This is a genomic window from Paraburkholderia ferrariae NBRC 106233 (genome assembly GCF_000685035.1).
Lineage (GTDB): Bacteria > Pseudomonadota > Gammaproteobacteria > Burkholderiales > Burkholderiaceae > Paraburkholderia > Paraburkholderia ferrariae.
In genome coordinates, this window is record NZ_BAYB01000008.1 from 118,591 (window position 1) to 144,598 (window position 26,008).

Below are 26,008 nucleotides of genomic sequence, written 5' to 3' on the forward strand. Positions count from 1 at the left end.
GAGGACACTCACCCTTGCGCATACCGATGAGCGATCCCGCACTCGACACCGCCCTGCCGTCCACCGCTCCCGCCCTGGTGGCGAGAGCCCCGAGGCCATCCGTCGCCCGGCCGGCCGCCGTCGCAGCCGATCCGTTGATCGAGGCTCTGCGCGGCTTCGCGGCGCTGCTCGTGGCCTATTTTCATTGCCGCCAGGTGACATGGATCGGCATGGGGGCCTTTCATGCCTCGCAGCCCAGCCTCGCGCAGCCCGGCACACTCGCCGCATGGCTCACGCTGCCGGTCGCCTGGGGATCGGCCGGCGTGCCGATCTTCTTCGTGATCAGCGGCTATTGCATCCATCGCAGCGGCGCGGCGAAGCTCTTCGCCAATCCGGACTTCCGGCTCGACGCGCGCCAGTTCTGGCTACGCCGCTTCGTGCGCATCTATCCCGTACTGCTGGCCGCGCTCGTGCTCACCTTCGCCGCCGATTCGATCAGCCTCACGCTGCAACCGGTCAGCCACAAGATCCTCGACATCGGGCCGCGCGCCTTCCTCGTCAATCTGTTCTCGCTGCAAGGCGTGGCCGGCAAGACCTACGGCTCGAACGGGGCGCTGTGGACGCTCTCGCTCGAAGTGCAGTTCTACCTGCTCTATCCGCTTGTTTTCGCGCTGCGCCGCCGCTTCGGCCTTTCCGCCGTGATCGCGGGTGTTGCCGCTGTCAACGTGGTGTCCGCGCTCACGTTGCAGCGCTACGACATCATCGTCTTCACGTCGTACTGGTTCTCGTGGGTCCTGGGCGCCTGGATTGCCGAAGCGCGCCTGCGGGGCTCCGAAGGTTTCCCGTTCGCTTACGCGGCGGCCGCATTGCTCGCGGCAGCCGGCTGCGCCGCGTTCCACTTCGGCCAGTACGGTGCGTTCCAGCTCTGGGCCGGCGCCTTCGCCTGCTACCTCGCGAAGGCCCTGGCGCGCACGCCGCAGGGTAAGGGCAACGGAAACGGCAGCGGGATTGTCGTTCCCGCGCTTGCGAAGATCGGCGACTTCAGCTACTCGCTTTATCTGATTCATCTGCCGCTTTTCGTGCTGCTCGGTTCGCTGCTGTACCGCTCGGCCTTGCAATCTTCGATCTGGCCGTCCTTCGGGTTCACGCTTGCGGTGCTGCCCGTGGCCTGGGTGTTCTACCGGCTGTTCGAGCGCCCCGCCCTCAATGCGGCGGGACGGTTGCGGCACAGGACCGTGTAAGCCAGCGGAAGGCCGCATGAACGACAAGCGCCCGTCGTAACGGGCGCTTTTCAGACTCTTCTCAGTCTCTTCTCAGACTCATCAGACGCGCTCAACGCCCGCGCTTCACCACCTCCCCCAGCACACGATCCACCGTCTCCACATACAGGGCCTTGCCAAAGCGCTCGCGCGCGGCGGCGAGGCCCGCCACGGCGAGCCGCTCGCGCAGGGCCGCATCGTCGTGGAGCGAGACCAGCGTGGCCGCCAGTTCCGCCGCATCGCCGGGCGTGCAAAGCAGCCCGTTCGCGCCGTGCTCCACGATCTCCGTCACGCCGCCGTCGCGCGAAGCCACGACGGGCCGCTCGGCCAGCATGCCCTCCACCACCACGCGCCCGAACGGCTCGGGCGTGATCGACGTGTGTGCGATCACGTCCATCGCCCGCATGCACGCGGCGATATCGTGACGAAAGCCGAGGAAGTGGACGCGGCGCTCCAGCCCGTGCGCTTTGACGAACGCACGCAGTTCCCCGGCATAAGCGTCTTCGCCGAACAGCGGCGCGCCCACCAGCACGGCATGCAGGCGCGTATCGCGGCGCAGCGCTTCGAGCAGCACATGCTGGCCCTTCCAGTGCGCGAGACGGCTGAACGCGCCCACGAGAAACGCCTCTTCCGGCAGGCCGATCTGCGCACGCAGCGCTGCCTGCGAAATACCGTCCAGCGCGCGAAACGGCGCCTCGTCCACGCCGTTGTGCACGACGTCGATGCGACGATCGTCGAAGTTCGTCAGTTGTACGAACTCTTTCGCCGAAGCATGCGAGTTCGCAATCACGTGGGCGAGGCCCAGCTTCGCGCAGCCCTTGATGACCATGCGCTGTGCGCGGCCGAAATGCTCGGGGCTCACAATGTCGCGCAGATGCCAGACCACGGGCTTGCGCGAGAGCCGCCCCGCCAGCACGCCAATCACCATGGCGCGCTGCGTATTGGCGTAAAGCACGTCGGCCGTACGGGCGCGGCGGCGGGTCTCGCGCACGAGCGAGGCAATCCCCGCGATCACGCCAAGCCGCGGCGCCGCGCCGCCGTCGCGGCGTACGTTGCGCAGCGCGCCCGAATCGAGCACGTCCACGCGCGCGCCGGCTGCCGCCAGCGCCTCGCGAAACGGCCCGTCGTTGAACAACAAGACTTCGATGCGCGAGCGCAGCCCCTTCACCACTTCGAGCAGGGACAACTCCGCGCCGCCCAGCACGCCACTCTGGTCGATGGCGAGCACGCGCGGTGCATCGGCCTCGCTCTGCGCCTCCGGCACCGCATGCACCCGCGCCGTATCCCGATACCCGATCTCGGGCACGGCCTGCGCCACGCGAGCGAACAACTGCTCGCGAAACCGCGCCGCCGAAAAGCGTTCGGCATTCGCGCGGCAATCCTCGGCCCGGAAGTAACCCGGTTCGCGTTCGAACGCCTCGACGGCCGAGATAATCGCTTGCGCGCTTTGTTCCTCGAAGAACAGGCCCGTGGGCCGCGCGCCTTCGCGCACGGTTTCGAGCGCACCGCCCTTGCCATAGGCGATCACGGGCGTGCCGCACGCCTGAGCCTCGACCACGGAAATGCCGAAATCCTCCTCGGCCGCGAACACGAAGGCCCTCGCCCGGCGCATGCGGTCGTGCAGCACTGCGAACGGCTGATAGCCCATCACTTCCACATTCGGCGTGGCCTTCGCGCGCACCTTCTGCATGTCGGGTCCATCTCCGATCACCACGAGCTTACGCTCCGGCATGCGCGCGAACGCTTCGACGATCAGGTCGATCTTCTTGTACGGCACGAGCCGCGAGGCGGTCAGATAGAAGTCGTCCTTGCGGGTTTCGAGGGCAAAGGCTTCGATATCGACGGGCGGATACACCACGGCGGCGTCGCGCTGATACACCTTGTGAATGCGCCGCGCGATGAATTCCGAGTTCGCCACGAACTGATCGACCGAGTTGGCCGTGCGCACGTCCCAGTTGCGGATGTAGTGCAAAATGAGTCGCGCCAGCACGGACTTCGTGCCGCGCGTCAACTGCGACTCCTGCAGATACTGATGCTGCAGGTCCCACGCATAGCGAATGGGCGAGTGAACGTAGCTCAGGTGAAACTGGTCGGGCCCGGTGAGCACGCCCTTGGCCACGGCATGGCTGCTGGAGATCACCACGTCGTAGGCCGAAACGTCCAGTTGCTCGATGGCGAGCGGCATGAGCGGCAACCACGTGCGGTACCTCTTGCGCGCAAGCGGCAGTCGCTGGATGAACGAGGTGGTGACGCGCTTGCCGCGCAGGAAGGCACGATCCTTTTCTTCGACGAAGTCCACCACGGCGAAGAGGTCGGCCTCGGGAAAACACGCGATGATCTGCTCCAGCACCCGCTCGGCACCGGCGTAGGTGACGAGCCAGTCGTGCACGATCGCCACGCGTGGCGCGCGTGCCGCCCTCGCGGCTCGTGGCAGGATAGCGGCCCCTGACTCGTCGCGTTTCTTGATGGCCTTGCTCGCAACCTTCTCGCGCCGCAAGGCCGGTGCGGCCGCGCGTTCGGTGCGCGCCGCTTCGTCGATCAGTTCGTGACTCATGCGCTTTTCCGTAGATTCAGGCGAAACAGGAGGGAACGGACATAGCCGCGCAGTACCGGCGTGGTCGCAACCGACCAGAGCGCGTTCGCCAGTGCCAGCACGACACCCGCGCCAATCGCGAACGCGGCGCCCGGCAGCCACCACGCACAGGCGAGCGCGGCGGCCAGAAAACTCAGGTGTGCAAACATGTCCACGAGGATCAGGCGTGCATGGATGCGCGCGAGGTACAGCAGCACCAGATAGTCGAACAGCGAACGCGCGAGCACGGCAGCCGCGGCACCCGGCAAGCCGTAGCGCGCGATGCCCAGCCACAGCAGCCCCGCGAACAGCGGCAATTCGATCAGCCCGACGCGCGCTGTCGCGGCCGGATTGTTCTGCGCCTGGATGAGCACCCGCGTGACGCTCGCCTGGCCGATCAGCCACACGGCTACGATCAGTACGCGGCCCACCGGCGCGCCATGCGCCGCCAGATCGGGTCCCACCCACGCGTGCAGGAATGGTTCGAGCACGACGATGGCGCCGATGGCAACCGGCGTGAACACCGCATTGAGGAACTGGAGCGACTGCGCCGCAATCTCGTCCGCATGATCGCGGCGCAGCGCCGAAAGGCGCGGAAAAAGCGTGCGCACGAGCGCGTTCGGCACGAGATTCAGCCGCATCACCAGGTTCTGCGGCACGGTGTAGTAGGTCACGAAGCGTGCACCCAGACCCGCGCCCAGCATCATGCGGTCGAGCGAATCGGCCACCATGCCCGTGATGCTCGCAATCAGCATCCAGCCGCCGAAATGGAAGAGCGCTTTCGCCGTATCGAAACGCGGCCCGCGCAGCGTGCGGATGGACAGCACGCGCAGCGCCGAACGCCCCAGCAGCACGGCGGCCACGAACCGCGCGAACACGGCGGCAGCCAGCACCGTCTGCAGATTCGGCGCAATGGCCCACGCGGCGGCGAGCGGCAGCAACTGGAACAGGAACGTGCCGATGGTCTGGTTGGTGTTGTAGATGCCGAAGCGCTCGGCGCCGTTGATGGCGCCCGCAAACACCCAGGAGACATTGGCAAGCGGTATCGCCACCGCGAGCCACGGCAGCGCGCGATAAACCTCGTGGCGCAGTTCCGCCGAAACGTGCGTGAAATAGGCGGTATACAGCGCGCCGCCCGAATAGATCAACAGGCCGCCTATTGCGCCCGTGGTGAGATTGAGCCAGAAGGCGCTCCAGAACACGCGCTCGCAGGCCTCGGCATCGCCCGAAGCATGCGCCTTCGAAATGTGATTCTGCGCGGCCATGCTCATGCCCAGATCGAGCACGCTGAAGTAGCCGATCAGCGTCCAGACGAGCGCGATCACGCCATAGCGTTCGACGCCGAGCAGACGGATATACGAAGGCACCGTGACGAGCGACACGAAGGTCGGCAGCACGAGGCCAAACAGATTGATCGCGACGTTGCGCAGTATGCGTTTATCCATGGTGTTTCCGTGGCGACTCCGTGCCGGTTCCCGTAGTCGTTCCCGTGGTTGTTCCCGTAGTCGTTCCCTTAACGGCCGCCATCAGGCCGGCTTCCAGCGATACATGAGCACCTTGCCGCGAGCGTCCTCCTCCACGAAGATCAGGTACTCGCCATCGGGCTGCCGGTGCGCGCTGATGCCGAACGGCACATCGACCCACCCCGAGGCGTGGCCCACTTCCGGGCCCGGCCCGAAGGTGCCGATCTCCTTCGCGCTCTCCTTGTCGTACACATGCACGTTGCCCGCGGGCTCCACCACGAACACGTAGCGCCCTTCGACCGTGAGGCCCGCCGGCGTGACGGGCGGCTTCGCCGTGGGGTCCCACGGCAGGCGCAGCACATAGCGCTGATCGGGGTGCCCGCTCGACCAGTGGTCGTAGCGCACGAGCACGCGGCCCGCCTCTTTCCAGAAGCCGGGGTCGTGCGGCGCATCGGCCGTGTAGCCGGTCACGTAGAGCGAGTCGGTTTCGGGCTCGTAGATCGCGCGGTGCACTTCGGTGAACGGCGCCGGCACCGCATACTTGTCGAGCTTGTCGTAGCCGTAGATGGGGTTGCCCTTCGCATCGAGGCCGCCGAAGCGAAAACGCCAGATGCCCTTGTCGTCGCGGGCGCGCCAGATGTCGCCGCGCGTGTCGATCCACCAGCCCCAGCCGCCGCCCAACCGGTCCGGCCCGGGATTGCGCGTAAATTCGGCGGCATCGAAAGCCCCGTTGCCGTTGCTGTCGCGCCAGATCCAGTCGCCGCCGGGCGGCGCGTTCGGCACGTGCAGCACCGGCCGCTCGCGCCCCGCGATGAAGCCCGAGGGAATGGCCACCTCGCCGTCGTGCTGCGGATCGAAGCGATAGATTTTCAGGTGATCCGCGTACATGTCGGTGAGGTACAGGAACGTATGGCCATTCAGCGCGCGCGCTGTGGGCAAACCGGGCCACTGGTCCGTATGGAAGACCGGGTCGTCCGGATAACGGAAGCGATTGGAGAGGAACCCTACGTAATGCCAGTCCTGGCCGGGCGGCTTCGAGAGATCGAGTTCGAAGCGCTTGTTGCCCGTATAAACGCTATTGGGACGCTGCGGGTCCATCCACGCGCCATCCACGAACAGCAGGCCCTCCACGATCCAGTTGCGCTTGCCCTCCGGCGTATAGCTCTCGAGCGTGGCGCCCAGACCGGCGCCAATCGTGTCGTGACGCGGGCCGATCCCGTTGGTCGAGACGTAGATGTTGCCGCGCGCGTCCGTTGCCACGCCGGTCAGTCCGTTGAAACGCCCCGGCCCGGGCCGGCCTGCAATGCCGGAAAAGATTCCGCCGCGCTCGCCCAGGGTGCCGCTCTGTGCATACGCACCGCCGTTGCGCGTGTAGATGAGAATTTGCTGACGCGGCCCGTTATCGGCTATGAGCAGGCGCTGTGCGGGATCGAAAGCAAGATCGACAGCCACCGAATCGGCCGGCAGCGCGAGTGCATCCTGCGCAATCGGCTTGCCCTGCGCCGTAAAGTGCGAGACGCGCGGCGCGCGATCGGTCAGCGTGCCGGTGAGCACCCACAGCGACCCGTCGCCGGCAATCGCAATGCGCCCCGGCTCGTGGACATCCCACTGTGCCTCGCGCTGCATCGTGTTGGCGTCGTACGCCTCGATGCGGTTCATCGCCGTGTTGCTCACATAGAGCGTCGAATCCGTGGCGGCAAGTCCGCCGATGTCCGCAGGCGTGTCGCCCGTCACATCGTCGATGCGCAGGAATGCACCGGCAAGCTGCGCATGCGGATTGAGCGGATCGGGCGAAGCCGCGAACGCTGCGGCGCGTTTGGGTTCGTCGATGGGGCGCCGCGTGACGCCGATCCATTGATGGCCCTTCGGCGGCCAGATGCCGTTGCCGACCAGCTTGCCCTTTTCGTTGCCCACGCCCACGGCGGCATACAGATAGCGATGGTTCACCGCGACCGCGTTGCCGCCCTTGCCGCCCCACCCGTGCGTGCCGCCTGCGAAGCCCAGCACCTTGCCGTCCCGATACGCGCTGATCTCGCCGCCGCTCTCGTCCCACGGCGCATCTGTATAGACTTTGCCGTCGGGCGTTACCGCGATGGCGGTGATATTGATCTGCGTCCACGTGCCCTGGCCATAGCCATAGGTATTGCCGATCCACGAGGTGGTCACGTTCAGTTGCGGCGCGGCGACGGTCTGAACCGACGACGTGCAGACGAACGCGCACAGCGCGGCTAGCGCCAACGGCCTCTTGATGCGACCGGGACTCGATGCGGGCAAGGCAATTCCTCCGTTGGGGTTTACGGCAATCTGTCCGGATCATGCCGTACAACCACGAAGAAAAATCGCCCCGAAAAAAGCGAAAATAATTCAAAAAAATTCACTGCCATTTCGATACGGCGTTATTCTTTTCGCATCGATCTCGCGTCGCTCCTCCATCGACACAGCCGGTCATAAATGCTTATTTCATGCCATACCTGTCATTCTTTCCTTCTTTCTTGCTGCACCCTCCGCCATAACAACCATTCCCTTACCCGGCATTATTTATTTCCCATTACATTCAGAATATATTTCGCCGATTTTTGCGCATTTAATTCTTCCTAGAATGATCCGGACTGTCTGCGCCTGCATCCACCGGATACCCGATGACCGTAACGAGCCTCGCTAGTCCCGCACCGTCTTCCCACCGCATCGTCCAGCTCGACGGGCTGCGCGCGATCGCCGTGATGGCCGTGTTCGCGCAGCACGCGCTGCGCGCGCCGTTATGGATGGGCGTCGATCTGTTCTTCGTACTGAGCGGCTTTTTGATTACCGGCATCCTGCTCGAACGCAAGGCCCGCGGGCAGTCGTATTTCAGCTACTTCTACGCGCGCCGGGCGCGCCGCATCCTGCCGCCCTATGTGCTGCTGCTCGCCGCCTCCTCGGCACTGTTCGGCTTCGGCTGGGCACACTACTGGCCCTGGTATGCGTTCTTCGCCACCAATATCGGCGACGCACTGGGCCAGAGCGGACACGACAGCCTGAACATCCTCTGGTCGCTCGCGGTGGAAGAGCAGTTCTATATTTTCTGGCCCTTCGTCGTGCTGCTGCTGCCCGAACGCCTGCTGGCCCTCGCCGCCGCGGCGCTGATCGTGCTCGTGCCTGTGCTGCGCGCCGTGGCCACGCCGTGGTTCGACAGCTACTGGCCGATCTACTACCTCACGCCGTTCCGCATGGACCTGCTTGCGGCCGGTGCGCTCATTGCCGTCCTTGTGCGGCGCGACCGCCACGCGCTCGAACCGTTCAAGCCCGTCGCCGTGATTTTCTTCTTCGCGGCGCTCGCCACGCTCGCGTGGCTGCATCTGCACTATCCACGCTTTCGGGCCACCAATACGCCGCTTTCGAATGCGCTGCTCTATAGCGTCTCGCTCGTGCTGTGCACCTCGACCGTCGTGATCGCGCTGCAAGCCAAAGGCCTCGTGCTGCGCGTCCTGAGCCATCCGGTGCTGGTGTATCTGGGTACGATCAGCTACACGATCTACCTGATCCACCTCACCTTCCTCTATGCGGTGTGGCCGCTCGGCCATGGGCGCTATGCGAGTGCCGCCATCGCGCTCGCCCTCACGCTGGCGTATGCCAGCGCGAGCTGGTTCCTGTTCGAAAAGCGCCTCACGCGCGGTCCGCGCACGAAGCCTGCCGCGGCGCACGACGCCCTGGCCGCCGTCCGCGCCTCCGGCACGCGGCCCTGAATGCTGAATGCCCCCGAAACCGCCGTGAAATCCGGCCCTTCGACTTCTCGTCATTTCACCAAAGGCAGACTCCATGAACGAACAACGTAAAGCCATCATTACCGGCGTGTCCGGCCAGGACGGCGCCTACCTCACGCGTCTGCTGCTCGACAAAGGCTATCGCGTCACCGGCACCTACCGGCGCACGAGTTCGGTGAACTTCTGGCGCATGGGCGAACTCGGCATCCTCGACCATCCGGGGCTCGACCTCGTCGAGCACGATCTCACCGACGCGGGTTCGACCCTGCGCCTGCTCGAACGTACCCAGGCGCACGAGGTCTACAACCTCGCGGCGCAAAGCTTCGTGGGCGTTTCGTTCGACCAGCCCGTCACGACCGCCGAAGTCACCGGCATCGGCGCACTCAATCTGCTCGAAGCGATCCGCGTGGTGAATCCGCGCATCCGCTTCTACCAGGCCTCCACCTCCGAAATGTTCGGCAAGGTGCGCGCCGTGCCGCAGTGCGAAGACACCGCGTTCTATCCGCGCAGCCCCTACGGCATCGCCAAGCTGTTCGCGCACTGGTCCACCGTGAACTATCGCGAGTCCTACGACATCTTCGCCACGAGCGGCATTCTCTTCAATCACGAATCGCCGCTGCGCGGCCGCGAGTTCGTGACGCGAAAAATTACGGACTCCGTAGCCAAGATCAAGCTCGAAAAGCAGTCCATGCTGGAGCTCGGCAATCTCGACGCGAAGCGCGACTGGGGCTTCGCCTCCGAGTACGTGGAAGGCATGTGGCGCATGCTTCAGGCCGACCGCCCCGACACCTACGTACTCGCAACCGGCCGCACGGAAACGGTGCGCGATTTCGTGACGATGGCCTTCGCGGCAGCGGGCTACCAGCTCGAATGGTCGGGACGCGGCGAGCGTGAGACCGGCATCGATATTTCGAACGGACGCACGCTGGTACGCGTGAACCCGCGCTTCTACCGCCCCGCCGAAGTGGACCTCCTGATCGGCGACGCGAGCAAGGCGCGCGGCGAACTGGGCTGGCGGCCGCAGACCACGCTGGAACAGTTGTGCCAGATGATGGTGGCCGCCGACCTCTCACGCAACGAAACCCATGACACGTTCTGACGCCAGCCGCGCGCCCCGCGCGCTGATTACCGGCATGGGCGGCTTCACGGGACGCTATATGGCCGGGCGCCTCGCTGCCGCCGGCTATCGCGTCTGGGGCACGGTGCGCAGCCAGGAGCGCGTGCCGGCCGACACCACGCCCATTGCCGCCGACCTGCTCGACGAACGCGTCCTTGCCGACGCCGTGGAGGCCGTGCAGCCCGAGGTGGTCGTGCATCTCGCGGCCGTCGCGAACGTGACGCATGCCGATATCGCCCGCACCTATGTGGTGAACGTGGTCGGCACGCGCAATCTGCTCGATGCGCTCGCACGCATGACGCAGCCGCCGCGCGCCGTTCTTGTCGCCAGTAGTGCGAACGTTTATGGCAACGCTACGCAGGGGGTGATCGACGAAACCGTTTCTCCGCAGCCCGCCAACGACTATGCGGTCAGCAAGCTGGCGATGGAGTACGTGGCGAAGCACTGGCTGCCGAAACTGCCCATCGTGATCGCGCGGCCGTTCAACTACACGGGCGTGGGTCAGGACGGCGATTTCCTCCTGCCCAAGATCGTTTCGCACTACGCGCGGGACGCCCGCTCGATCTCGCTCGGCAACCTCGACGTGAGCCGCGACTTCTCCGACGTGCGCGACGTGGTGGATGCCTACGCGCGGCTCGTCGAAGCGGTGCCGCGCGGCGAGACCTTCAATGTCTGTTCCGGCCGGGGCTGGACGCTGCATTCGGTGCTCGACACGCTCTCGAAGATCGCCGGTTACGTCATCGACGTGGAGGTCGATCCGCGTTTCGTGCGCGCCAACGAGGTGCGCAAGCTCGTGGGATCGAATGCGAAACTTGCTGCCGCAATTGGCGAAACGGAACGCGTTCGGCTTGAAGATACGCTGCGCTGGATGTACGAAGACGCGCGCCGCCGGCCGCTCTGAACTTCTGCCCCTCTTGCTGCGGAGCCGGTGCCGAGGGGCGCCGGCTCCACGATGCCCCACCCTCAATGCACGCCGTTCGCCGCGCCAATCGCTTCCGCATATACCGCGGCCACGCGCTTCGCGATCACCGCGTTATCGAAGTGATTCCGTGCGTAGTCGCGGCAGGCCTCGGCATCGGGCAACTTGATACGCCCCGATAGCGCGCCGTCGATCCCGTCCGCAATCGCCGCCGCACCCGTGGAAGGCAGCACGAGATCCGGGGAAAGACCGGCCACCGCTTCCGGCAGGCCGCCCACCGGCGTCACCAGCACCGGCGTGCCCGCCGCGAGCGATTCCACCGTAATCAACCCGAAGCCCTCCAGCGCCACCGTCGGCACCACGCTCAGCGTCGCTGCGCGATACAGCGAAGGCAGATGCGCGTCGGGCACGAAGCCGAGCAGCTTCACGTTGTCGGTCAGACCCGCGTCGTCGATGCGTTGCTGCAGTTCCGCTTCCAGGCGCCCGCGCCCGGCAATCAGCAGCAGCACATCGGGGTGGCGCGAGCGGATCTGTGCAATGGCATCGATCAGATCCTCCAGCCCCATGCGCCGCACGAGCCGGCGCACGGCCAGCACGATGGGCCGTCCTTGCGGCAACTGGAGCTTCAAACGCGCTTCCGACTGTGTGCAAGGCGGATCGAACTGGGCCGTATCGACGCAGCCCGGCACCACCCGCACCCGTTCGGGCGAAATCGCATAGCGCTTCGTGAGGATGTCGCCGAATGCACGTGAAAGCACGATGAGACGCGAGGAGCGCTCGTACACCGACTGCTCCAGATAGTGCTTGATGCGCTGGCTAAGCGTCGCCGCGCCTTCGACCAGGCTTTCGTCGGCCCACGGCCCCTGGAAATGCGAGACCTGCGGAATGCCGCGCGTCACGTCGAGCCCCGGGAAGGTGTAGAGCGCGAAGTGCGAGGAGATCACGTCGGGCCGGTGGCTTTCGATCTCGCGGCGCAGCGCGTGGCGCGCCGCGATGAGGCGCAGCGGCAGCGCGCGGGAAGCGGAACCGAAGCCATGAATCGCGCCGCCGCTATCCTGCGCGACCTTCGGCGAGCCTGCCACCACGCCGCGCACGTGCACGCCGGCACCGGGCAGCGCGCCCACGAGCGAGTAATACATGCGGTCGAGCCCGCCCGCGCGTTCGGGGAACCAGTGCATGCCGATCTGCAACGAATGAATGGAGGAAGTCGTCATCGCGTGTGTCCTTGTTCTGCTGGAGTTTTTCTCAGAGGGTTTCTGCACCGGGCACGGCAGAGGCTGCAAAGCCATGGTCCGCCGTTGCCTCGCTCGCGTTGCCGGCCAGTTGACGGTAAAGCGCAATGTATTGCGCCCCCATGCGCGCCCAGCCGAACGAGCCGGCCAGTTCCGCCGCGGCATTGCCCATTGCGTGGCGGCGCGGGGTATCGTCGGCGAGTTGCCGCACGGCGGCGGCCAGCGCCGGCACGTCGTCGGGATCGTCCAGCACGATGCCGCAATCCGGCGTGATGATCTCCGCACCGCCCGCCGTACTGGCCGTGACGACCGGCAAGCCGGCCGCCATCGCTTCCAGCAGCGAGAGGCTCATTGCTTCGTAGCGCGAAGGAAAAACGTAGGCATCGACGGAGCGCATCAGCTTGGGCATTTCTCGCACGAGCCCGAGAAAATGCACGCGCGAAGCAATGCCCAGCGACTGCGCGAGCGCCGGATAAGGGCTGCCCGGCAGATAACCCGCCACCGCGAGATGCACGCGCTCCGGCAACGACTGCAGCGCGTGCAGTACCGTGCCCAGGTTCTTGCGCGGCGTGCGCAGATCGCCCACGAAGAGCAGCAGGAATGCATCGGCGGGCAGACCGAATTTGGCGCGGTCGGCGCCGGCCGCGGCGAAGGCGCGCGTATCGACGCCGTTGTAGATCACGTCCAGACGCTCCACCGGATCGCCACCCGAAGCGCGAATTTCGTCCGCTACCTTGCGGGAAACGGCGGCGATCACGCGCGAGCGCCGGTACGCCCAACGCTCGAGCACGGCATTCGCGCGCGTGTAGACGTACTGGTACGCCGACCACACGCCGCGCGTCAGCCCGAACGGGTAGTACTTGCTGCGCGCCCAGCCGCCGTGCACGAAGTGGGCGGTGTTGACGTCCGCGTGGGCCCAGGTGATGAAACCGTTCACATGCAGCACGTCGTATTCGCGGCGGTGGCGGCGCAGCCACAGCGCGCTTCTGAGCGCGAACACCTGCTGGCGCAGCAGGTTGGTGGGCCAGGCGCGCGAAGGTTGCACCGGCACCCACTTCACACGCGGATGCGCGAGCAGTTCGGGCGCGACGTGGGAGGCGATGAGCGTGACCTCGAAGCCCTCCTCCAGCGCCGCATGCGCGATTTCGTGATTGACGCGCCCCTGGCCGTCGTTATGGCGCACGACATGCGTGACGATTGCGACTCTCAATCGGGGACCTCCGTGATGCGGGCCTGGCGGCGCGCCAGATTGCGCCAGTGACCCGCGCTGAGTAGGGAAAAAACGCTCGAAAAAAGCAGCAACCCGCCCGTGCCGACGAGCGAATTGGTGAAGACAAGCATGGCGAAAATCGAGAGCGCGAGGCTCAGGCACGCGCAGGCGTAGCGGTCTTCGGGCATGCGCAGCGCCACCCGCACCGCACGCACGATGAGCCACAGCACCCCGCTGAGGTAGAGCAGCGTGCCGGGCCAGCCGAGCACGAACGGAATGTTCATCACGCCGCTATCGAAGCTGCCGTACTTGCCGAGCTGGCCGTTGTTGCTCGATAGCTTGGTGGAAGCCCCCGTGGCACCCAGACCTTCGCCCGTGACGTCGGTGAACGCCGTCTTGGCGAAATCGGCGTAGAACTGGTTGCGCGCCTCGTAGCTCTGGTCGTCGCTGAGATTGGCGAGCGTATTCAGGCGCTGCTGCATGCGGTCCGCCACGGGGCCGACCGTGAGCAGCGGCACGCACACCGCCGCCAGCACGAACGCGCTCGCGATAATGCGAATGCGCACGCGGTTACTGGACTTCGCCAACTGGATGAGCATGGCGATGGCCCAGCCGCCCCAGGTGGAGCGCACGAGCGAAAGCGCGAACGAGAAGAAGCCGAATGCAGCCGCTACCCAGCGCACGCGATGCTTCGCCGCCATCACGAACACCATGGCGCCCATCATCGCGAAGGCAAAGGGTCCCGACGAATTCATCGTGCTGAACACGCGCACGCCGTACGGCACGGGATCGCCCTGCGAGTTCATGTCCGAGCCGATCATCCACATGGCGTCCCACGGCGGCATCACGAAGAACTGCACAAGACCGTAAGCCCCCATCACGAGCATGCCGTAGATGAAGGTGTTGACGATGGTGTCGCGGCACTCGGGATACTGGCGCGTGAGCACCATGATGTGAAAGCCGATCAGCAGCGGATAGACCCAGTTCGCCAGGTCGTACGCCGCGGCAGCCGGCCCGTTCGCCACGACGCCCACCACGAAGGCGTACGCAATGCCGAGCAGCGCGAGCAGGAGCGGCAGGCCGCGGCGTTGCGCGAGCAGCGGGTAGAAGCGCACCAGCGAGATGCCGCTGATCATCGTGACGGCGAGCGGCGCCACCTGAATCAGGCTCGTGGGCGTGAACGCGCCCTTGCCGTAGTCGGCAAGACGGCGCACTTCGGGGCTCAGAAACCATAGCCACCACATGAAGCCGATGTAGCGCACCGGATTCACGAAATAGAGCCACAGGCCGACCGCCACCGAAAGCACCGGGAACGCGAGCGTGAGCACGGTGCCCTGGTGCGCCCCGATGAGCAGCGCCGTAATCAGCCACAGCGCGAGAGGCGGCAGCGTATCGCGGCCCAGCGCGCGGCGCAGGCCCGAGGCGCGGGTGCCTTGCGCGGGCGCGCCGGACGCGGCCGGTGGCAGTGCGCCGGAAACGGCGCCAGGCGTGCTCATCGTCACATCCCTCGCGGCAGTTGGCGCGCCGGGAGCGCCCCGCCTGCCGACGCGGCGCGCGCATGGCGCGCTTCGCGCTCCAGCAGCATCTCGCGCGTCAACTGCACGTGCTGCTGTGCGTAATGCTGCGTCGTGAGTTCGCGCTCGCGCAGTTGACCGCAGGCTTCGCGGGCCTGTTCGAGCGCGCGGGCCGGCTGCGAAGCCAGTGCGTTCACCGCGTCGCGCAACTGCTGCGGATCGAACGGTGCGACCCACGAAACGGCCCGTTCGTCGAAGTAATCGTCGAGCGCACCCACCTTCGTCGCGATCATGGGCTTGCCGAGCGCCGCGGCTTCCAGCATCACGGTGATACCGGACGCGTGCGTGTTGGGCCGCAGCGGCACGACGATCAGGTCGGCCCACTCGTAAAGCGCGCGCTGCTGCTGGAGCCCCGAAACGCGCACCACCTCCACGTTCGGCGCGCGCGCCGAAGACGGCATGCGCCGGCGCGTGGCGATCCGCACCTCGTAGCGCGCGTCGTGGCCGAGCGCGGCCACGAGCGTCGCCCAGTCGCGGTCGCGGTCGTTGCCGATCGCAGCCACCCGCACGGGTTCATGCGGCCGCCACTGCGTGGGCGGGCACAGCGGGAAGTCGTTCGTGTTGAGGCCGTAGAGGACCGTGCGCGCCGTGCGTCCGAAATAGCGGCTGCACAGTGCGGCATTCTCGCTTGCGAGCGTGGTGAGCAGGTCGGCACGCGTCAGCAGTCGCCGGTACAGCGCGCGGCGCAGCGCGCCGTAGCCCGCCCAGCGGTCGAGCAGCCACACGCTTTGCGCGAGCAGGAGCGGCCGGTCGCCGCCCTTCTGCGCGTGCAGGAGCAGCAACAGCGCCACGGCCAGATGCTCCTGCTCCGTATGCGTCCAGATCACGTCCGAGCGCAGAAGCGCGCGGCGGTTGCGCCAGGTATGGATGAAGTCGAAACCAAGCACGGCCTTCAGGGCGCGGCGCAGGAAGCGAGCGGGCGCGCGTTCGGCCGCGTCCTCGGAATAGTCGAGCGCGAACTCGTCCGACTCGGCGTGATGATAGCCGTACAGACAGCCGATATTCTCGCCTTTGCGATAACGGCGCGGATCCGCCCCGTAAAAGAGATGGACGTGGACTTGCGTGCTGCTCATTCGGTGTCCTCCGTAAAATTCGTCGGCCGCCGCTTACGCGAGCGCGCGGCGTGCTTCGCGTGCGCCGCCGCGCACCGCGCGCCAGCGGGCCAGCGCTGCGCCCGGGGGTGTGCCGCGCGCCGCGCTCAGTGCCGCCAGCAGCAAACCCGGATAAACGCGCGTGCCGACGAGCGCATACCACCACCACGCGGTTTCGCGGTGCAGCGGCGGCAGGTGGCCGCGCAGGATCAGGTGCAGGTTGAACGCCGCGTTGCGCATGGAGGCGAGCGTCTGCGCATTGCGCGGGTCCTCGCCGGGGCGCGGTGCCGGATAGTGATCCACCGCCACGCGCGGGTCGTACACGAGTTTCCAGCCGGCGCGCTTCACGCTCAGGCTGAACGCCATGTCGTTATGGGTCTGCGCGCCCGTACCGCGCAGGCGCCGGTCGAAACGCAGCCCGGCAATCGCCTCGCGCCGGTAGCTCATGTTGGCGCCCTTGAGCAGATCGACTTCGCGCGCCGTACCCACACCCAGATGATGATTGCCGACAATGCGGCCCGAGCGCTGGAGCTTGCCCACCAGTTCGCGCTCGCCGTCCAGTACGCGGCCTTCTTCGTGCACCCAGTCGCGCCCGCCCAGGGCGCCGAGGCGCGCGTCGGCCTCGAAGGCGGCGGCAATGCGCTCGACCCAGTCCGCGCGCGGCGCGGCGTCGTCGTCGGTAATGGCCACCACGTCGCCCGTCGCGGCTTCGAGCCCGCGGTTGAGCGCAGCCACCTGCCCCGGCTCTTCGACAATCGCCACCTCCACGTTCAGCACGCGCGGCGTGACATGGTCGGCAAGGCATGCGTGGGTCGCTGCGTCGTCGGCGCGGGCCACCACGACGATCTGCCCGGGCGCGCGTGCCTGGCGCAGCAGCGCGGAAAGGCAGCGCGCCAGATCGTCGGGACGCCGGTAGGTGGGTACGAGCACGGTCACTCTCATTGCAGGTTCTCCCCGTAGTTCTTCGGCCGGTTCTTCAGAAACGGATGGTTCCGTGCAGGCATCAGGCGCTCAGGTATTCCTGCACGCCCGCATAGCCGTAACCGTAGTGGCCGCGCGCACGCTGCGGCACGGCATTGAAAATGCCGCCTTGCACGCGCACGCCCGCCGTGCGCAGGCGCTTGAGCGTATCGGCAATCTCGCCTTCCGAATGCACGCCCGAGCGCAGCACGAGGAAGGTCGATCCCGCGTGGCCGCCGATGATGGCTGCATCCGTCACGGCCAGCACCGGGGGCGTGTCGATCAGGAGTGCGTCGTAGCGCTTCGACAGTCCTTCGAGGTACTGATCGAGTCGCGGCGACATCAGCAATTCGGAAGGATTGGGTGGCCGGCGCCCGCACGAAATGAAGTGCAGGTTGTCCACCTCGGTCGCGCGGATGGCTTCGTCGAGCGAGATCTGGCCGGAAAGCAGTTCCGAGAAACCGTTTTCCTGCGGGCCGCCCAGGTAGCGTTCGAGCGCGCCGCGCCGCAAGTCGCCGTCGATCATCAGCACGCGCTTGCCGGAGTGCGCGAGCAGCACGGCAAGATTGGCCGTGAGGAAGCTCTTGCCCACGCCCGGCACCGAGCCCGTGAGCATGACCACGCGGTTGCGCGCGTCCATCAGGCTGAACTGCAGCGAGGTGCGCAAGCTGCGCAGGCTCTCCACCGTGAGGTCTTTCGGGCAGGCATTGGAGAGCACCTCGCGCAGGCGCGTGCCGCCGCGCACGGGGCCGCGTTTCTCCAGCGCCGTCTGTTCCGCCGAGAGCGGCACGATGCCGTACACGGGCAGATGGAAGGCGCGCTCGATCTGGTCGGCATCCACGATGCCCTTGAAGAGATTGCGGCGCATCAGCACGAAGCCGGTGCCGAGAATCAGGCCGAGCAGCGTCGCTGCCGAGACGATGAGCAGCTTTTTCGGCTTCGAGGGCTTGCCCGGACGCATCGCCGCATCGACGATGTGCACGTTGCCGCCCGTGCCCACGCGCTGCACCGAAAGCTCCTGAATGCGGTTGAGCAGCAGCACGTAGATGTCTTCCGCCACCTTGGCGTCGCGCTGCAACTGCACGGCCTTCACTTCGGTAGCCGGCAGATCGCGAAAGCGCGTGTCGTACTTCTGCTGCTCGCCTTCGAGTTGCGCGAGCTGCTGGCGCGCGGCGATGAGCACGGGATGCTGGTCGCCGAAGCGCTGTTCGAGCGAGGCGATCTGCAGCCTCATCGCCGAAATCTGCTGCTCGTACTGCACGCTGCCTTCCAGATAGATCTTCGCTTCGTCGCTGGCGTCGATCGAGCCGGACTTGCTTTGATACGCCGTGAGCGCCGCCTCGGCGTTTTCGAGGTCAGCCTTCAGGCGCGGCTGCTCGCTCTTCAGGAAGTCGAGCATCTTGCCCGCGTCCTCCTGCTTGGTTTCCACGTGCTGGTGCAAGTAGGACTGCGCAAGCGCATTGGCGATGTCGGCGGCGCGCTGCGCGTCGGTGTCTTCGAGCGAAATGTCGATCACGCCCGTCTGCTTGCCCTGCTCCTGCACCGTGATCGCATTCTGGAACGCCGTGACGGCATCCAGATCGTTCATGCGGACCACCATGAAGCGCGTGCCGGGCCGCGCCGCCAGCTTGTTCACGAGCATCGACACGCCGCCGCCCTGTGCGGGCTCGCCCGCCACGCCCTCCAGCAGGCGTTCGCCGTTCGGGGCCGCGAGCGCGTAACGCCCGTTGGAGAGCGCGGTAAGCGTGAGCTTCTGGCCTTCGAGCGAAGGCGGCACCTCCACCGACTCCACGTCGGCCACTTCGCCGCCCCAGGCGAACGAGGAGAGGCCGAGCCACGGCTTCGCGGGTTCGCCCGGTGTGGCGAGACGGCTGGCGAGGCTGCCCAGCACCGGAATCGTCGCCGGCACGACCGAGAAGTCGAGCTTGAACTGCTTGACCACCGGCTCGATCACGCTGCGGCTCTTGATCATCTCCATCTCGGCGTCGGTGGGCAGCGAGGTGGAGGAGCCGCTGTCGACGGAGGCGCCCGTCTGCGTTTGCGTGAGCGCCTGCGACGTGTAGTCGGAGGGCTCCACGCGCACCTGGGTGTCGGCCGAATAGACCGGCTTGGCCACGTAGCAGTAGAACACCGCAATGGCGACCACGGCCGCCGCGATGGCAATGAGCCAGCCGATGTCGTCCAGAATGACGCGCAACAACTGGCCGAGGACCACGTCCTCTTCTTCGGTGCGGACCGCGGGGGCCGCCTGCTGGGTGAATTGCGTGCTCACGTTACGATCCCCATGTCTCGTGTTGCGTCGGTTCAACCTGAATCCGGATTGCCACGCGCGTCATTGCACGATCTCCTTCAGGTAGAAAACGGACTGGATGGTGGGCAGAACCTGCTGCAACAGGCGGTTAAAGGTGGTGGACGCCGCGGTGCCGACATACACGACATCCATCGGCTGCAGGTCGAAGTGCGACGACAGCATGATCGCGTCCGGCTTCGTCATGTCGAGACGGTAGATCTCCGGATGCGTGGGGTTGTTCTTCATGCCGCGCATCACGAACACCTGGCGCGGATTCGCATCGGTGTCGAGAATGCCGCCCGCCGCGGTGAGCGCATCGGCAATCGTGAAGTTGCCGCGAATCAGGCCCGCCTGAGTCGGCGTCTTCACTTCGCCCATCACGAATACTCTGCTATCCGAACGATCCGGCACATAGACCGTGTCGCCGTTCTGCAGCATCACGTCCTGGCTCGTGTCGCCCTGCTGGAGCATGCGGTTCGCGTCGAGCACATAAAGCTTGTGGTCGCGCGTGAGACGCACGCGGTTGATGTCGGCGTTGTCGGTCGCGCCGCCCGAACGCGTGATCGCGTCCGTCAACGTGAGCGGCACGTCGCTCATTGCGAGCGGCCCCGGCGTCTTCACGTCGCCCGCCACCTGCACCTTCTGGCTGCGGTAGGCGAGCACGCGCACGTCCACCTGCGGATTCTTCACGTAGGGGCCGAGTCGCGCGGCGATCTGGTCGCGCACCTGGCCGGGCGTCTTGCCCGCCGCCATCAAGCGGCCCACGAACGGGAAGTAGATCGTGCCGTCCGAGGCAACGGTCTGCCCATAGGGGTCGGCCTCGCCCGGCAGCGCGCTGGTGTAGGGCTGCGCGAGCGTCTGGCCGAGCGTCTGCGTGGTGTTGCCGCCCGTCGAGAAGGTCGAGCCCTGCGGCGTCGAGAGTTCGGGGTGGTCGTACACCGTCACGCCCAGAATGTCCTGCGGCGCGACGTGGTAGACGTAGTCGGCCGGGCTCGCGTAACGCGAAGGCGGCAGGGGCTGCTGCGGCGCGGCCGCGGCGGCCTGCGCCTGCTGCATGATGAGCTGCGCGTCGATCACGCGCACCGCGTACTGCTGCTGCGCCTGGGTGGACGGCTGCTCCTGCAGGCCCGACGTGTCGAGATAATTGCCGGGCGCCGTCGCGCAAGCCGACACGAAGGCGCACAGCGCCAGTACACAAGCGAGTTTCATCCTTGGCATATTCGGCTCAACCATCCCTTCACCATTCGATCCATCAGTTCGAGACTCTCCAGATACGCACCCTCGTGCAGGCCGTGCGGATCCACCACGTCCGAGTTCTCCCAGTTGCCGAGCGCGTAGACCTTGCCGCGCGCGGTCGGCACCATGCGCTCGACTGCGCTCACCTGGCGGTATTCCGTGACGAGCACGAGGTCCGCGGCGCGCACGAGGCGGCTCGTGAGCCTTCTTGCGCGATGCGGGCCTGCTTCGATGCCGCGCTCGGCGAGCAGGCGCTGCATCACCGGGTCCATGTCGTCGCCTTCGCGTGCGCGCAGCCCCGCCGAGTGGATCGCGCCCGCCTGGGCGAGCGTGTGTTTGGCCGCCGCTTCGCGCGCGGCGGCGCGAAAAAGCTGCTCCGCCGCCGGCGAGCGGCAGACATTGGCATGACAGACGATCAGCACGTCGTTGACCATGGCACCTCCCTCATTCCTGCCGCCGGCCGCGCTCAGACAGCCGCCACCGGCGCGGCCGGCGATCCTGCGCGCGCCGCCGCTTCGGCCCGCGCGCGGCCCGACTGCGCCGCGCTCGCACGGCCCACGGCGTGATACTCGATGCCGAGTTCGTGCAACGCGGGCGGATCGTAAAGATTGCGGCCATCGAACACGATCGGCGCTTTCAGGCGCGTTTTCAGCATTTCGAAGTCGGGCGCCTTGAACACCTTCCACTCCGTCACGACCACCACCGCATCGGCGCCGCTCGCCGCTTCCATCGCGTCCGCGACGAACGTCAGCCGCTCGCGGTGCTCGGGCACGGCGGCGAGGTCGAATGCGAGCGCCCGCTGCGCTTCTTCGGTCGCCACCGGATCGTAGGCGCGCACCTGGGCGCCGCGCGCCAGCAGTTCGGCAATCAGCGTGCGGCTGGGCGCTTCGCGCATGTCGTCGGTGTTCGGCTTGAAGGCGAGCCCCCACACGCCGAAGGTGCGCCCCGTGAGGTCGGAGCCGAAACGCGTGACGATCTTCTGCGCGAGCACGAGCTTCTGCCCTTCGTTGACGGACTCCACCGCGCGCAGGATCTGCAGCGGCTCGCCGAAGTCTTCGGCCGTGCGCATCAGCGCTTTCACGTCCTTCGGGAAACACGAGCCGCCGTAGCCGCAGCCCGCGTAGAGGAAGTCGTAGCCGATGCGCGGGTCCGAGCCCACGCCGCGGCGCACGGCCTCGATATCGGCGCCCACCCGGTCCGCGAGGTTGGCCAGTTCGTTCATGAACGAGATACGCGTGGCGAGCATCGCGTTCGCCGCGTACTTCGTGAATTCGGCAGACGGCACGTCCATGTAGAGCGTGCGCTCGTGATTGCGGTTGAACGGTGCGTAGAGGCGCTTCATCAGCTCCTTCGCGCGTTCGCCGGGCACGTCGTCGGCGCAGCCCAGCACGATGCGGTCGGGCCGTGCGAAGTCTTCCACGGCCGCGCCTTCCTTGAGGAACTCGGGATTCGAGACCACCGAAAACATGTGGGTCTCGCCGCGCCGGCGCAATTCGCCCGCAATGGCGTCGTGCACGAGCGCCGCGGTGCCCACCGGCACCGTCGATTTATCGACGATCACCTTGAAGCCGTTCATGTGCCGGCCAATGTTGCGCGCGGCGGCCAGCACGTATTGCAGGTCGGCGGAGCCGTCTTCGTCGGGCGGCGTGCCCACCGCGACGAACAGGATGTCGCCGTGCGCGACGGCCGCCGCGACGTCGGTGGAAAACGTGAGACGCCGCGCGCGCCGGTTGCGTTCGATGATCTCCTGCAGGCCCGGCTCGTGAATCGGCACGATGCCCTCGTTGAGCAGATCGATCTTGCGTGCGTCCACGTCGAGGCAAAACACGTCGTTGCCGATGTCGGCCAGGCACGCGCCCGTGACGAGACCCACATAACCGCTGCCTATGATCGTCAGATTCATGACCACCTCAAAGTGTGATTACCCATTGCCCTCGCGCGCGGCGCGAGGCGCTGCGCCTCAATAGGCGTTGTGTCCTGCAAAGCCCTTCCACATCGTCATGGCGACGATCTTCAGGTCGAGCATGAAGCTCCAGTTCTGCATGTAATGCAGGTCGAAGCGCACGCGGTCGCGCATCTTTTCCACGCGATCGGTCTCGCCGCGAAAGCCGTTGACCTGGGCCCAGCCCGTGATGCCCGGCTTGATGCGATAGCGGTGCATGTAGCCGCGCACGAGGTTCTTGTAGATGTCGTCGTGTTCGAGCGCGTGCGGGCGCGGCCCCACCACCGACATCTCGCCCTTGAGCACGTTGATGAACTGCGGCAGTTCGTCGAGGCTCGTGCGGCGCAGGAAGGCGCCCACGCGCGTCACGCGCGGATCGTTGCGGCGCGCCTGCGTGATTTGCCCCTGCGTTTCCGCATGGACCTTCATCGAACGAAACTTGTAGATCTCGAACTCGTTGCCGTCGAGCCCCTTGCGACGCTGGCGAAACATCACGGGGCCGCGCGAATCGCACTTCACGGCAATCGCGATCACGGCGAAGAGCGGCGCGAGCGCGGCGAGCACGCAGGCGGCAAAGAGGCAGTCGAAGGCGCGCTTGGGCAGCACGCGCAGGTCCGTGATGGGCGAAGCCGCAAGATTGATGGCCGGCACGCCCAGCAGATCCACCACGGGCTGATTGAAAAGCGAGAGCGCGCGCACATCCGGAATGAAGCGGATATTCACGAAGTCGTGGCGCAGCTCCGTCACGATGCGGTGGATCGTGCGTTCCTTCGAAATCGGCAGCGCCAGCCAGAGTTCGCGAATGCCGCGCTCGCGCACCTGCTGGAGCATGGCCTGCAGATTGCGCTCCACCGGCACGCCGTCCACCTCGGCCTCGCCCTGGGCGTCGCTGTCTTCGTCGAACAGCAGCGCCGGGCGAAAGCCGGCGTCCGGGCGGCTCTTCATCTGTTCGATGAGAAAGCGGCCATAGCGATGACCGCCCGCCACAGCCACGTCGCGCTGGTTGTAGCCTTCGCGGCGCAGGCCCTTGAGCACCATGTACACGAGCGCCTTCGAAACGATCAGGAGTGCGACCGTCGCCACCGCCCACAGGACGAGCCAGATCCGCGAGAGCGAATCGGCGCGGTGCACGCTGAAGCTGAGCAGGATGCCGGTGGCCTCCACCGCGAGCCACGCGGCGCTCACGCGGGCAAACAGGTCGTAGAGCGACTTGCCGCGCCACGACTGGTAGATGCCGAACGCGGGAAACATCCAGATGGCGAGCAGGCAGTTGAACGCAAGCGCCACGCTCTCCACGTCGCCGAGCGCCGCGACGTGGCCGCGATGCAAGGCGGCTGCGACCAGGGCGCCGGCAGCAATGGCGGCAACGTCGATAATTCTGGCAAGAACGCTGAGCATGTCCGGCACCTCGGTTTAAAAAAGTGGATCGCAGCCCCGCACCTGAGCGGTGGCCGTCTCCTCGATATTCTGGGAATGCGGCACCTGGTCCTGCCGGTGCCGCCAAATCGGATCCGAATAAACCCTAATAAAGCGCGATAAAAATTGATTCCGCAAGGCACAAAAGTATCTCGAAATGTTTCGGGTATTCCCGCAGATTTTTCATCGATTTTTTTCGGCAAGATTTGCGGAAACGCATGCCGATGACGCCGTGCACACGCGGGTTTCCGGCACATTTTTCCGTAATTTCCACCCTCTGACGCCGGTTCCAAAGCGCCAACGGACACTCATCCCGTCATTTTTCATGGATTTTTTATCGAATGAATGTGCGAATAAAAACCCTCTTTTTATTTGAAAAGAATATTTTCCGATTTCTTATTTGCGTTCCGGTTTATTACCGATTTTAAGCATGCTACAAATCGCATCACCGAAACCCCCTTTCAGGAGATCGAGATGACGGATACGGGTTCCGCAACAGTGGCGGCGCGTGCGGCCGAAGTCCGCGCAGAATCGCGCAGCGCGCTGCAGGTGTGCCCCGTGGTGCTTGCGGGCGGCGCGGGCTCGCGGCTGTGGCCCCTGTCACGCGAGCACTACCCCAAGCAGATGATCAATCTGGTGGGCGAGCATTCGCTGCTCGCGGAAACGGCCATGCGGCTCGACGCCCTCTCCGGCCGCGTGGCGCTCGCCGACCAGTTGCTGATCGTCTGCAACGAAGAGCACCGCTTCACGACGGCCGACCAGGTCCGCCAGGCCGGCAAGCGCGCCCGCCTGATTCTCGAACCCGCGGGGCGCGACACCGCACCGGCGCTCACGCTGGCCGCGCTTTCGGTCGTGGCCGAGCACCAGGACGGCATTCTCGTGGTCATGCCCGCGGACCATGCGCTCGCCGACCTCGATGCGTTCCAGGCCGCCGTTGCCGAAGGCGTGCGCCAGGCAGCGGCCGGCCATGTCGTGACGATGGGCATCGTGCCCACGCGCCCGGAGGTGGGCTACGGCTACATCCACGTGGGCGAACCGCTCGCCGCCGCCGAACCCGGCGGCGCGCGGCGCCTGAACGGTTTCGTCGAAAAGCCCTACTTCGAACTTGCACAGCAGTACGTAGCATCGCAGCGCTACTGGTGGAACAGCGGCATCTTCATCATGCGCGCTTCCACGTGGCTCAAGGCCATCCGCCACTTCCAGCCCGCCATCTACGATGCCTGTGCCGCCGCCACCGAACGCGGCACGCAGGACGGCGATTTTTTCCGCGTCGATCGTGAAGCGTTCGCGCACACGCCCTCGAACTCCATCGACTACGCGGTCATGGAATCGCTCGCGAGCGACCCTTCGGTCGCGCACGGCGTGGTGGTGCCGCTTGCGGCGGGCTGGACCGACCTCGGCTCCTGGGACACCGTGTGGCAGGTCTCGCCGAAGGACGACGAAGGCAACGTGGCGCAGGGCCGCGTGATGTTCGAAGGCGCGAGCAACACGTTCGCCCACTCGGACGGACGGCTGATTGCGTGCCTCGGCACGCAGGATCTCGTGGTGGTGGAAACGGCGGACGCCGTGCTCGTGGCCGACCGCTCGCGCGCGCAGGACGTGAAAAAGGTCGTGCAGCGCCTGCGCGAAGCGCGCGGCAGCGAGGCGGTCACGCACCGCCTCGTGCATCGCCCGTGGGGTCATTACGACTGCATCGACGGCGGCGAGCGCTTCCAGGTGAAACGCATCGTGGTCGAACCGGGCGCACGCCTTTCGCTGCAGATGCATCATCATCGCGCCGAGCACTGGGTGGTCGTGCGCGGCACCGCGCTCGTCACGCGCGGCGAGGAGCGCTTCATCGTCTCCGAAAACGAGTCGGCCTATATCCCGCTCGGCGTTGCCCATCGGCTGGAAAACCCCGGCAAGATGCCGCTCGAAATCATCGAAGTGCAATCGGGCTCGTATCTCGGCGAGGACGATATCGTGCGCCTCGACGATCAGTACGGACGGCAGTGAGCCGAGCGGGAGA

The 26,008-nt window shown here is 66.2% G+C and carries 18 protein-coding genes; 5 read left to right on the forward strand and 13 right to left on the reverse strand.

Translation table 11 applies throughout. The features are described 5' to 3' along the window. The first annotated feature begins 26 nt into the window (after positions 1 to 26). Positions 27 to 1,220 (forward strand): acyltransferase family protein, encoded by a 1,194-nt coding sequence (locus tag BFE01S_RS09330; RefSeq protein WP_028225249.1) that lies wholly within the window; start codon positions 27 to 29, stop codon positions 1,218 to 1,220. Positions 1,221 to 1,311: 91 nt separating this feature from the next. Here the strand turns inward: BFE01S_RS09330 and BFE01S_RS09335 are convergent, their stop codons facing one another. From BFE01S_RS09335 to BFE01S_RS09345, 3 genes are all read right to left on the reverse strand, one after another. Next, positions 1,312 to 3,792 carry a glycosyltransferase family 4 protein gene (locus BFE01S_RS09335; RefSeq protein WP_028225250.1) on the reverse strand — a complete coding sequence of 827 codons (2,481 nt, stop codon included), beginning with the start codon at positions 3,790 to 3,792 and terminating at the stop codon, positions 1,312 to 1,314. After that, complete coding sequence (locus BFE01S_RS09340) at positions 3,789 to 5,255, reverse strand: flippase (protein ID WP_028225251.1); 1,467 nt, start codon at positions 5,253 to 5,255, stop codon at positions 3,789 to 3,791. The genes BFE01S_RS09335 and BFE01S_RS09340 overlap by 4 nt, the downstream gene beginning before the upstream one ends. 81 nt (positions 5,256 to 5,336) lie before the next feature. Next, positions 5,337 to 7,511 carry an NHL repeat-containing protein gene (locus BFE01S_RS09345; RefSeq protein ID WP_407668195.1) on the reverse strand — a complete coding sequence of 725 codons (2,175 nt, stop codon included), beginning with the start codon at positions 7,509 to 7,511 and terminating at the stop codon, positions 5,337 to 5,339. A 401-nt stretch (positions 7,512 to 7,912) separates the two neighbouring features. Between BFE01S_RS09345 and BFE01S_RS09350 the strand changes: the two genes are divergently transcribed. The 3 genes from BFE01S_RS09350 to BFE01S_RS09360 all read left to right on the forward strand — a co-directional run bounded on the left by BFE01S_RS09350 (position 7,913) and on the right by BFE01S_RS09360 (position 11,031). Continuing rightward, the gene (locus BFE01S_RS09350; RefSeq protein ID WP_028225253.1) at positions 7,913 to 8,995 is read left to right on the forward strand and encodes an acyltransferase family protein; all 1,083 of its coding nucleotides are present in this window, start codon (positions 7,913 to 7,915) and stop codon (positions 8,993 to 8,995) included. A 73-nt stretch (positions 8,996 to 9,068) separates the two neighbouring features. Next, positions 9,069 to 10,112: a GDP-mannose 4,6-dehydratase gene (gmd, locus tag BFE01S_RS09355; RefSeq protein ID WP_028225254.1), complete on the forward strand. Its 1,044-nt coding sequence runs from the start codon at positions 9,069 to 9,071 to the stop codon at positions 10,110 to 10,112. Continuing rightward, positions 10,099 to 11,031, forward strand: a complete 933-nt coding sequence (locus BFE01S_RS09360) for an NAD-dependent epimerase/dehydratase family protein (protein WP_028225255.1) — start codon at positions 10,099 to 10,101, stop codon at positions 11,029 to 11,031. Before gmd ends, BFE01S_RS09360 begins: the two co-directional genes overlap by 14 nt. 62 nt (positions 11,032 to 11,093) lie before the next feature. Here the strand turns inward: BFE01S_RS09360 and BFE01S_RS09365 are convergent, their stop codons facing one another. From BFE01S_RS09365 to BFE01S_RS09410, 10 genes are all read right to left on the reverse strand, one after another. Continuing rightward, positions 11,094 to 12,263 (reverse strand): glycosyltransferase family 4 protein, encoded by a 1,170-nt coding sequence (locus BFE01S_RS09365; RefSeq protein ID WP_028225256.1) that lies wholly within the window; start codon positions 12,261 to 12,263, stop codon positions 11,094 to 11,096. A 31-nt stretch (positions 12,264 to 12,294) separates the two neighbouring features. Then, a complete protein-coding gene (locus BFE01S_RS09370) occupies positions 12,295 to 13,491 on the reverse strand; it encodes a glycosyltransferase family 4 protein (RefSeq protein WP_028225257.1) in 1,197 nt (398 codons plus the stop codon). Further along, complete coding sequence (locus BFE01S_RS38060) at positions 13,488 to 14,987, reverse strand: glucose-6-phosphate isomerase (protein WP_042337396.1); 1,500 nt, start codon at positions 14,985 to 14,987, stop codon at positions 13,488 to 13,490. The genes BFE01S_RS09370 and BFE01S_RS38060 overlap by 4 nt, the downstream gene beginning before the upstream one ends. Before the next feature lie 2 nt (positions 14,988 to 14,989). Continuing rightward, positions 14,990 to 16,138 carry a glycosyltransferase gene (locus BFE01S_RS09380; protein WP_028225258.1) on the reverse strand — a complete coding sequence of 383 codons (1,149 nt, stop codon included), beginning with the start codon at positions 16,136 to 16,138 and terminating at the stop codon, positions 14,990 to 14,992. A 33-nt stretch (positions 16,139 to 16,171) separates the two neighbouring features. Next, positions 16,172 to 17,098 (reverse strand): glycosyltransferase family 2 protein, encoded by a 927-nt coding sequence (locus tag BFE01S_RS09385; protein WP_028225259.1) that lies wholly within the window; start codon positions 17,096 to 17,098, stop codon positions 16,172 to 16,174. A gap of 61 nt (positions 17,099 to 17,159) precedes the next feature. Next, entirely contained in the window at positions 17,160 to 19,388 is a 2,229-nt protein-coding gene (locus BFE01S_RS09390; protein ID WP_028225260.1) for a polysaccharide biosynthesis tyrosine autokinase, read from the reverse strand. Positions 19,389 to 19,448: 60 nt separating this feature from the next. Next, positions 19,449 to 20,624: a polysaccharide biosynthesis/export family protein gene (locus BFE01S_RS09395; protein ID WP_042337397.1), complete on the reverse strand. Its 1,176-nt coding sequence runs from the start codon at positions 20,622 to 20,624 to the stop codon at positions 19,449 to 19,451. Then, a complete protein-coding gene (locus tag BFE01S_RS09400; RefSeq protein ID WP_028225262.1) occupies positions 20,612 to 21,076 on the reverse strand; it encodes an arsenate reductase/protein-tyrosine-phosphatase family protein in 465 nt (154 codons plus the stop codon). Before BFE01S_RS09400 ends, BFE01S_RS09395 begins: the two co-directional genes overlap by 13 nt. A 32-nt stretch (positions 21,077 to 21,108) precedes the next feature. Next, the gene (locus BFE01S_RS09405) at positions 21,109 to 22,545 is read right to left on the reverse strand and encodes a UDP-glucose dehydrogenase family protein (RefSeq protein ID WP_028225263.1); all 1,437 of its coding nucleotides are present in this window, start codon (positions 22,543 to 22,545) and stop codon (positions 21,109 to 21,111) included. Positions 22,546 to 22,602: 57 nt separating this feature from the next. Then, positions 22,603 to 23,982 (reverse strand): undecaprenyl-phosphate glucose phosphotransferase, encoded by a 1,380-nt coding sequence (locus BFE01S_RS09410; RefSeq protein ID WP_028225264.1) that lies wholly within the window; start codon positions 23,980 to 23,982, stop codon positions 22,603 to 22,605. Positions 23,983 to 24,474: 492 nt separating this feature from the next. On the opposite strand from BFE01S_RS09410, the gene BFE01S_RS09415 reads away from it, so the two are divergent. Next, complete coding sequence (locus BFE01S_RS09415; RefSeq protein WP_028225265.1) at positions 24,475 to 25,995, forward strand: mannose-1-phosphate guanylyltransferase/mannose-6-phosphate isomerase; 1,521 nt, start codon at positions 24,475 to 24,477, stop codon at positions 25,993 to 25,995. The last annotated feature ends 13 nt before the right edge of the window (positions 25,996 to 26,008 follow it).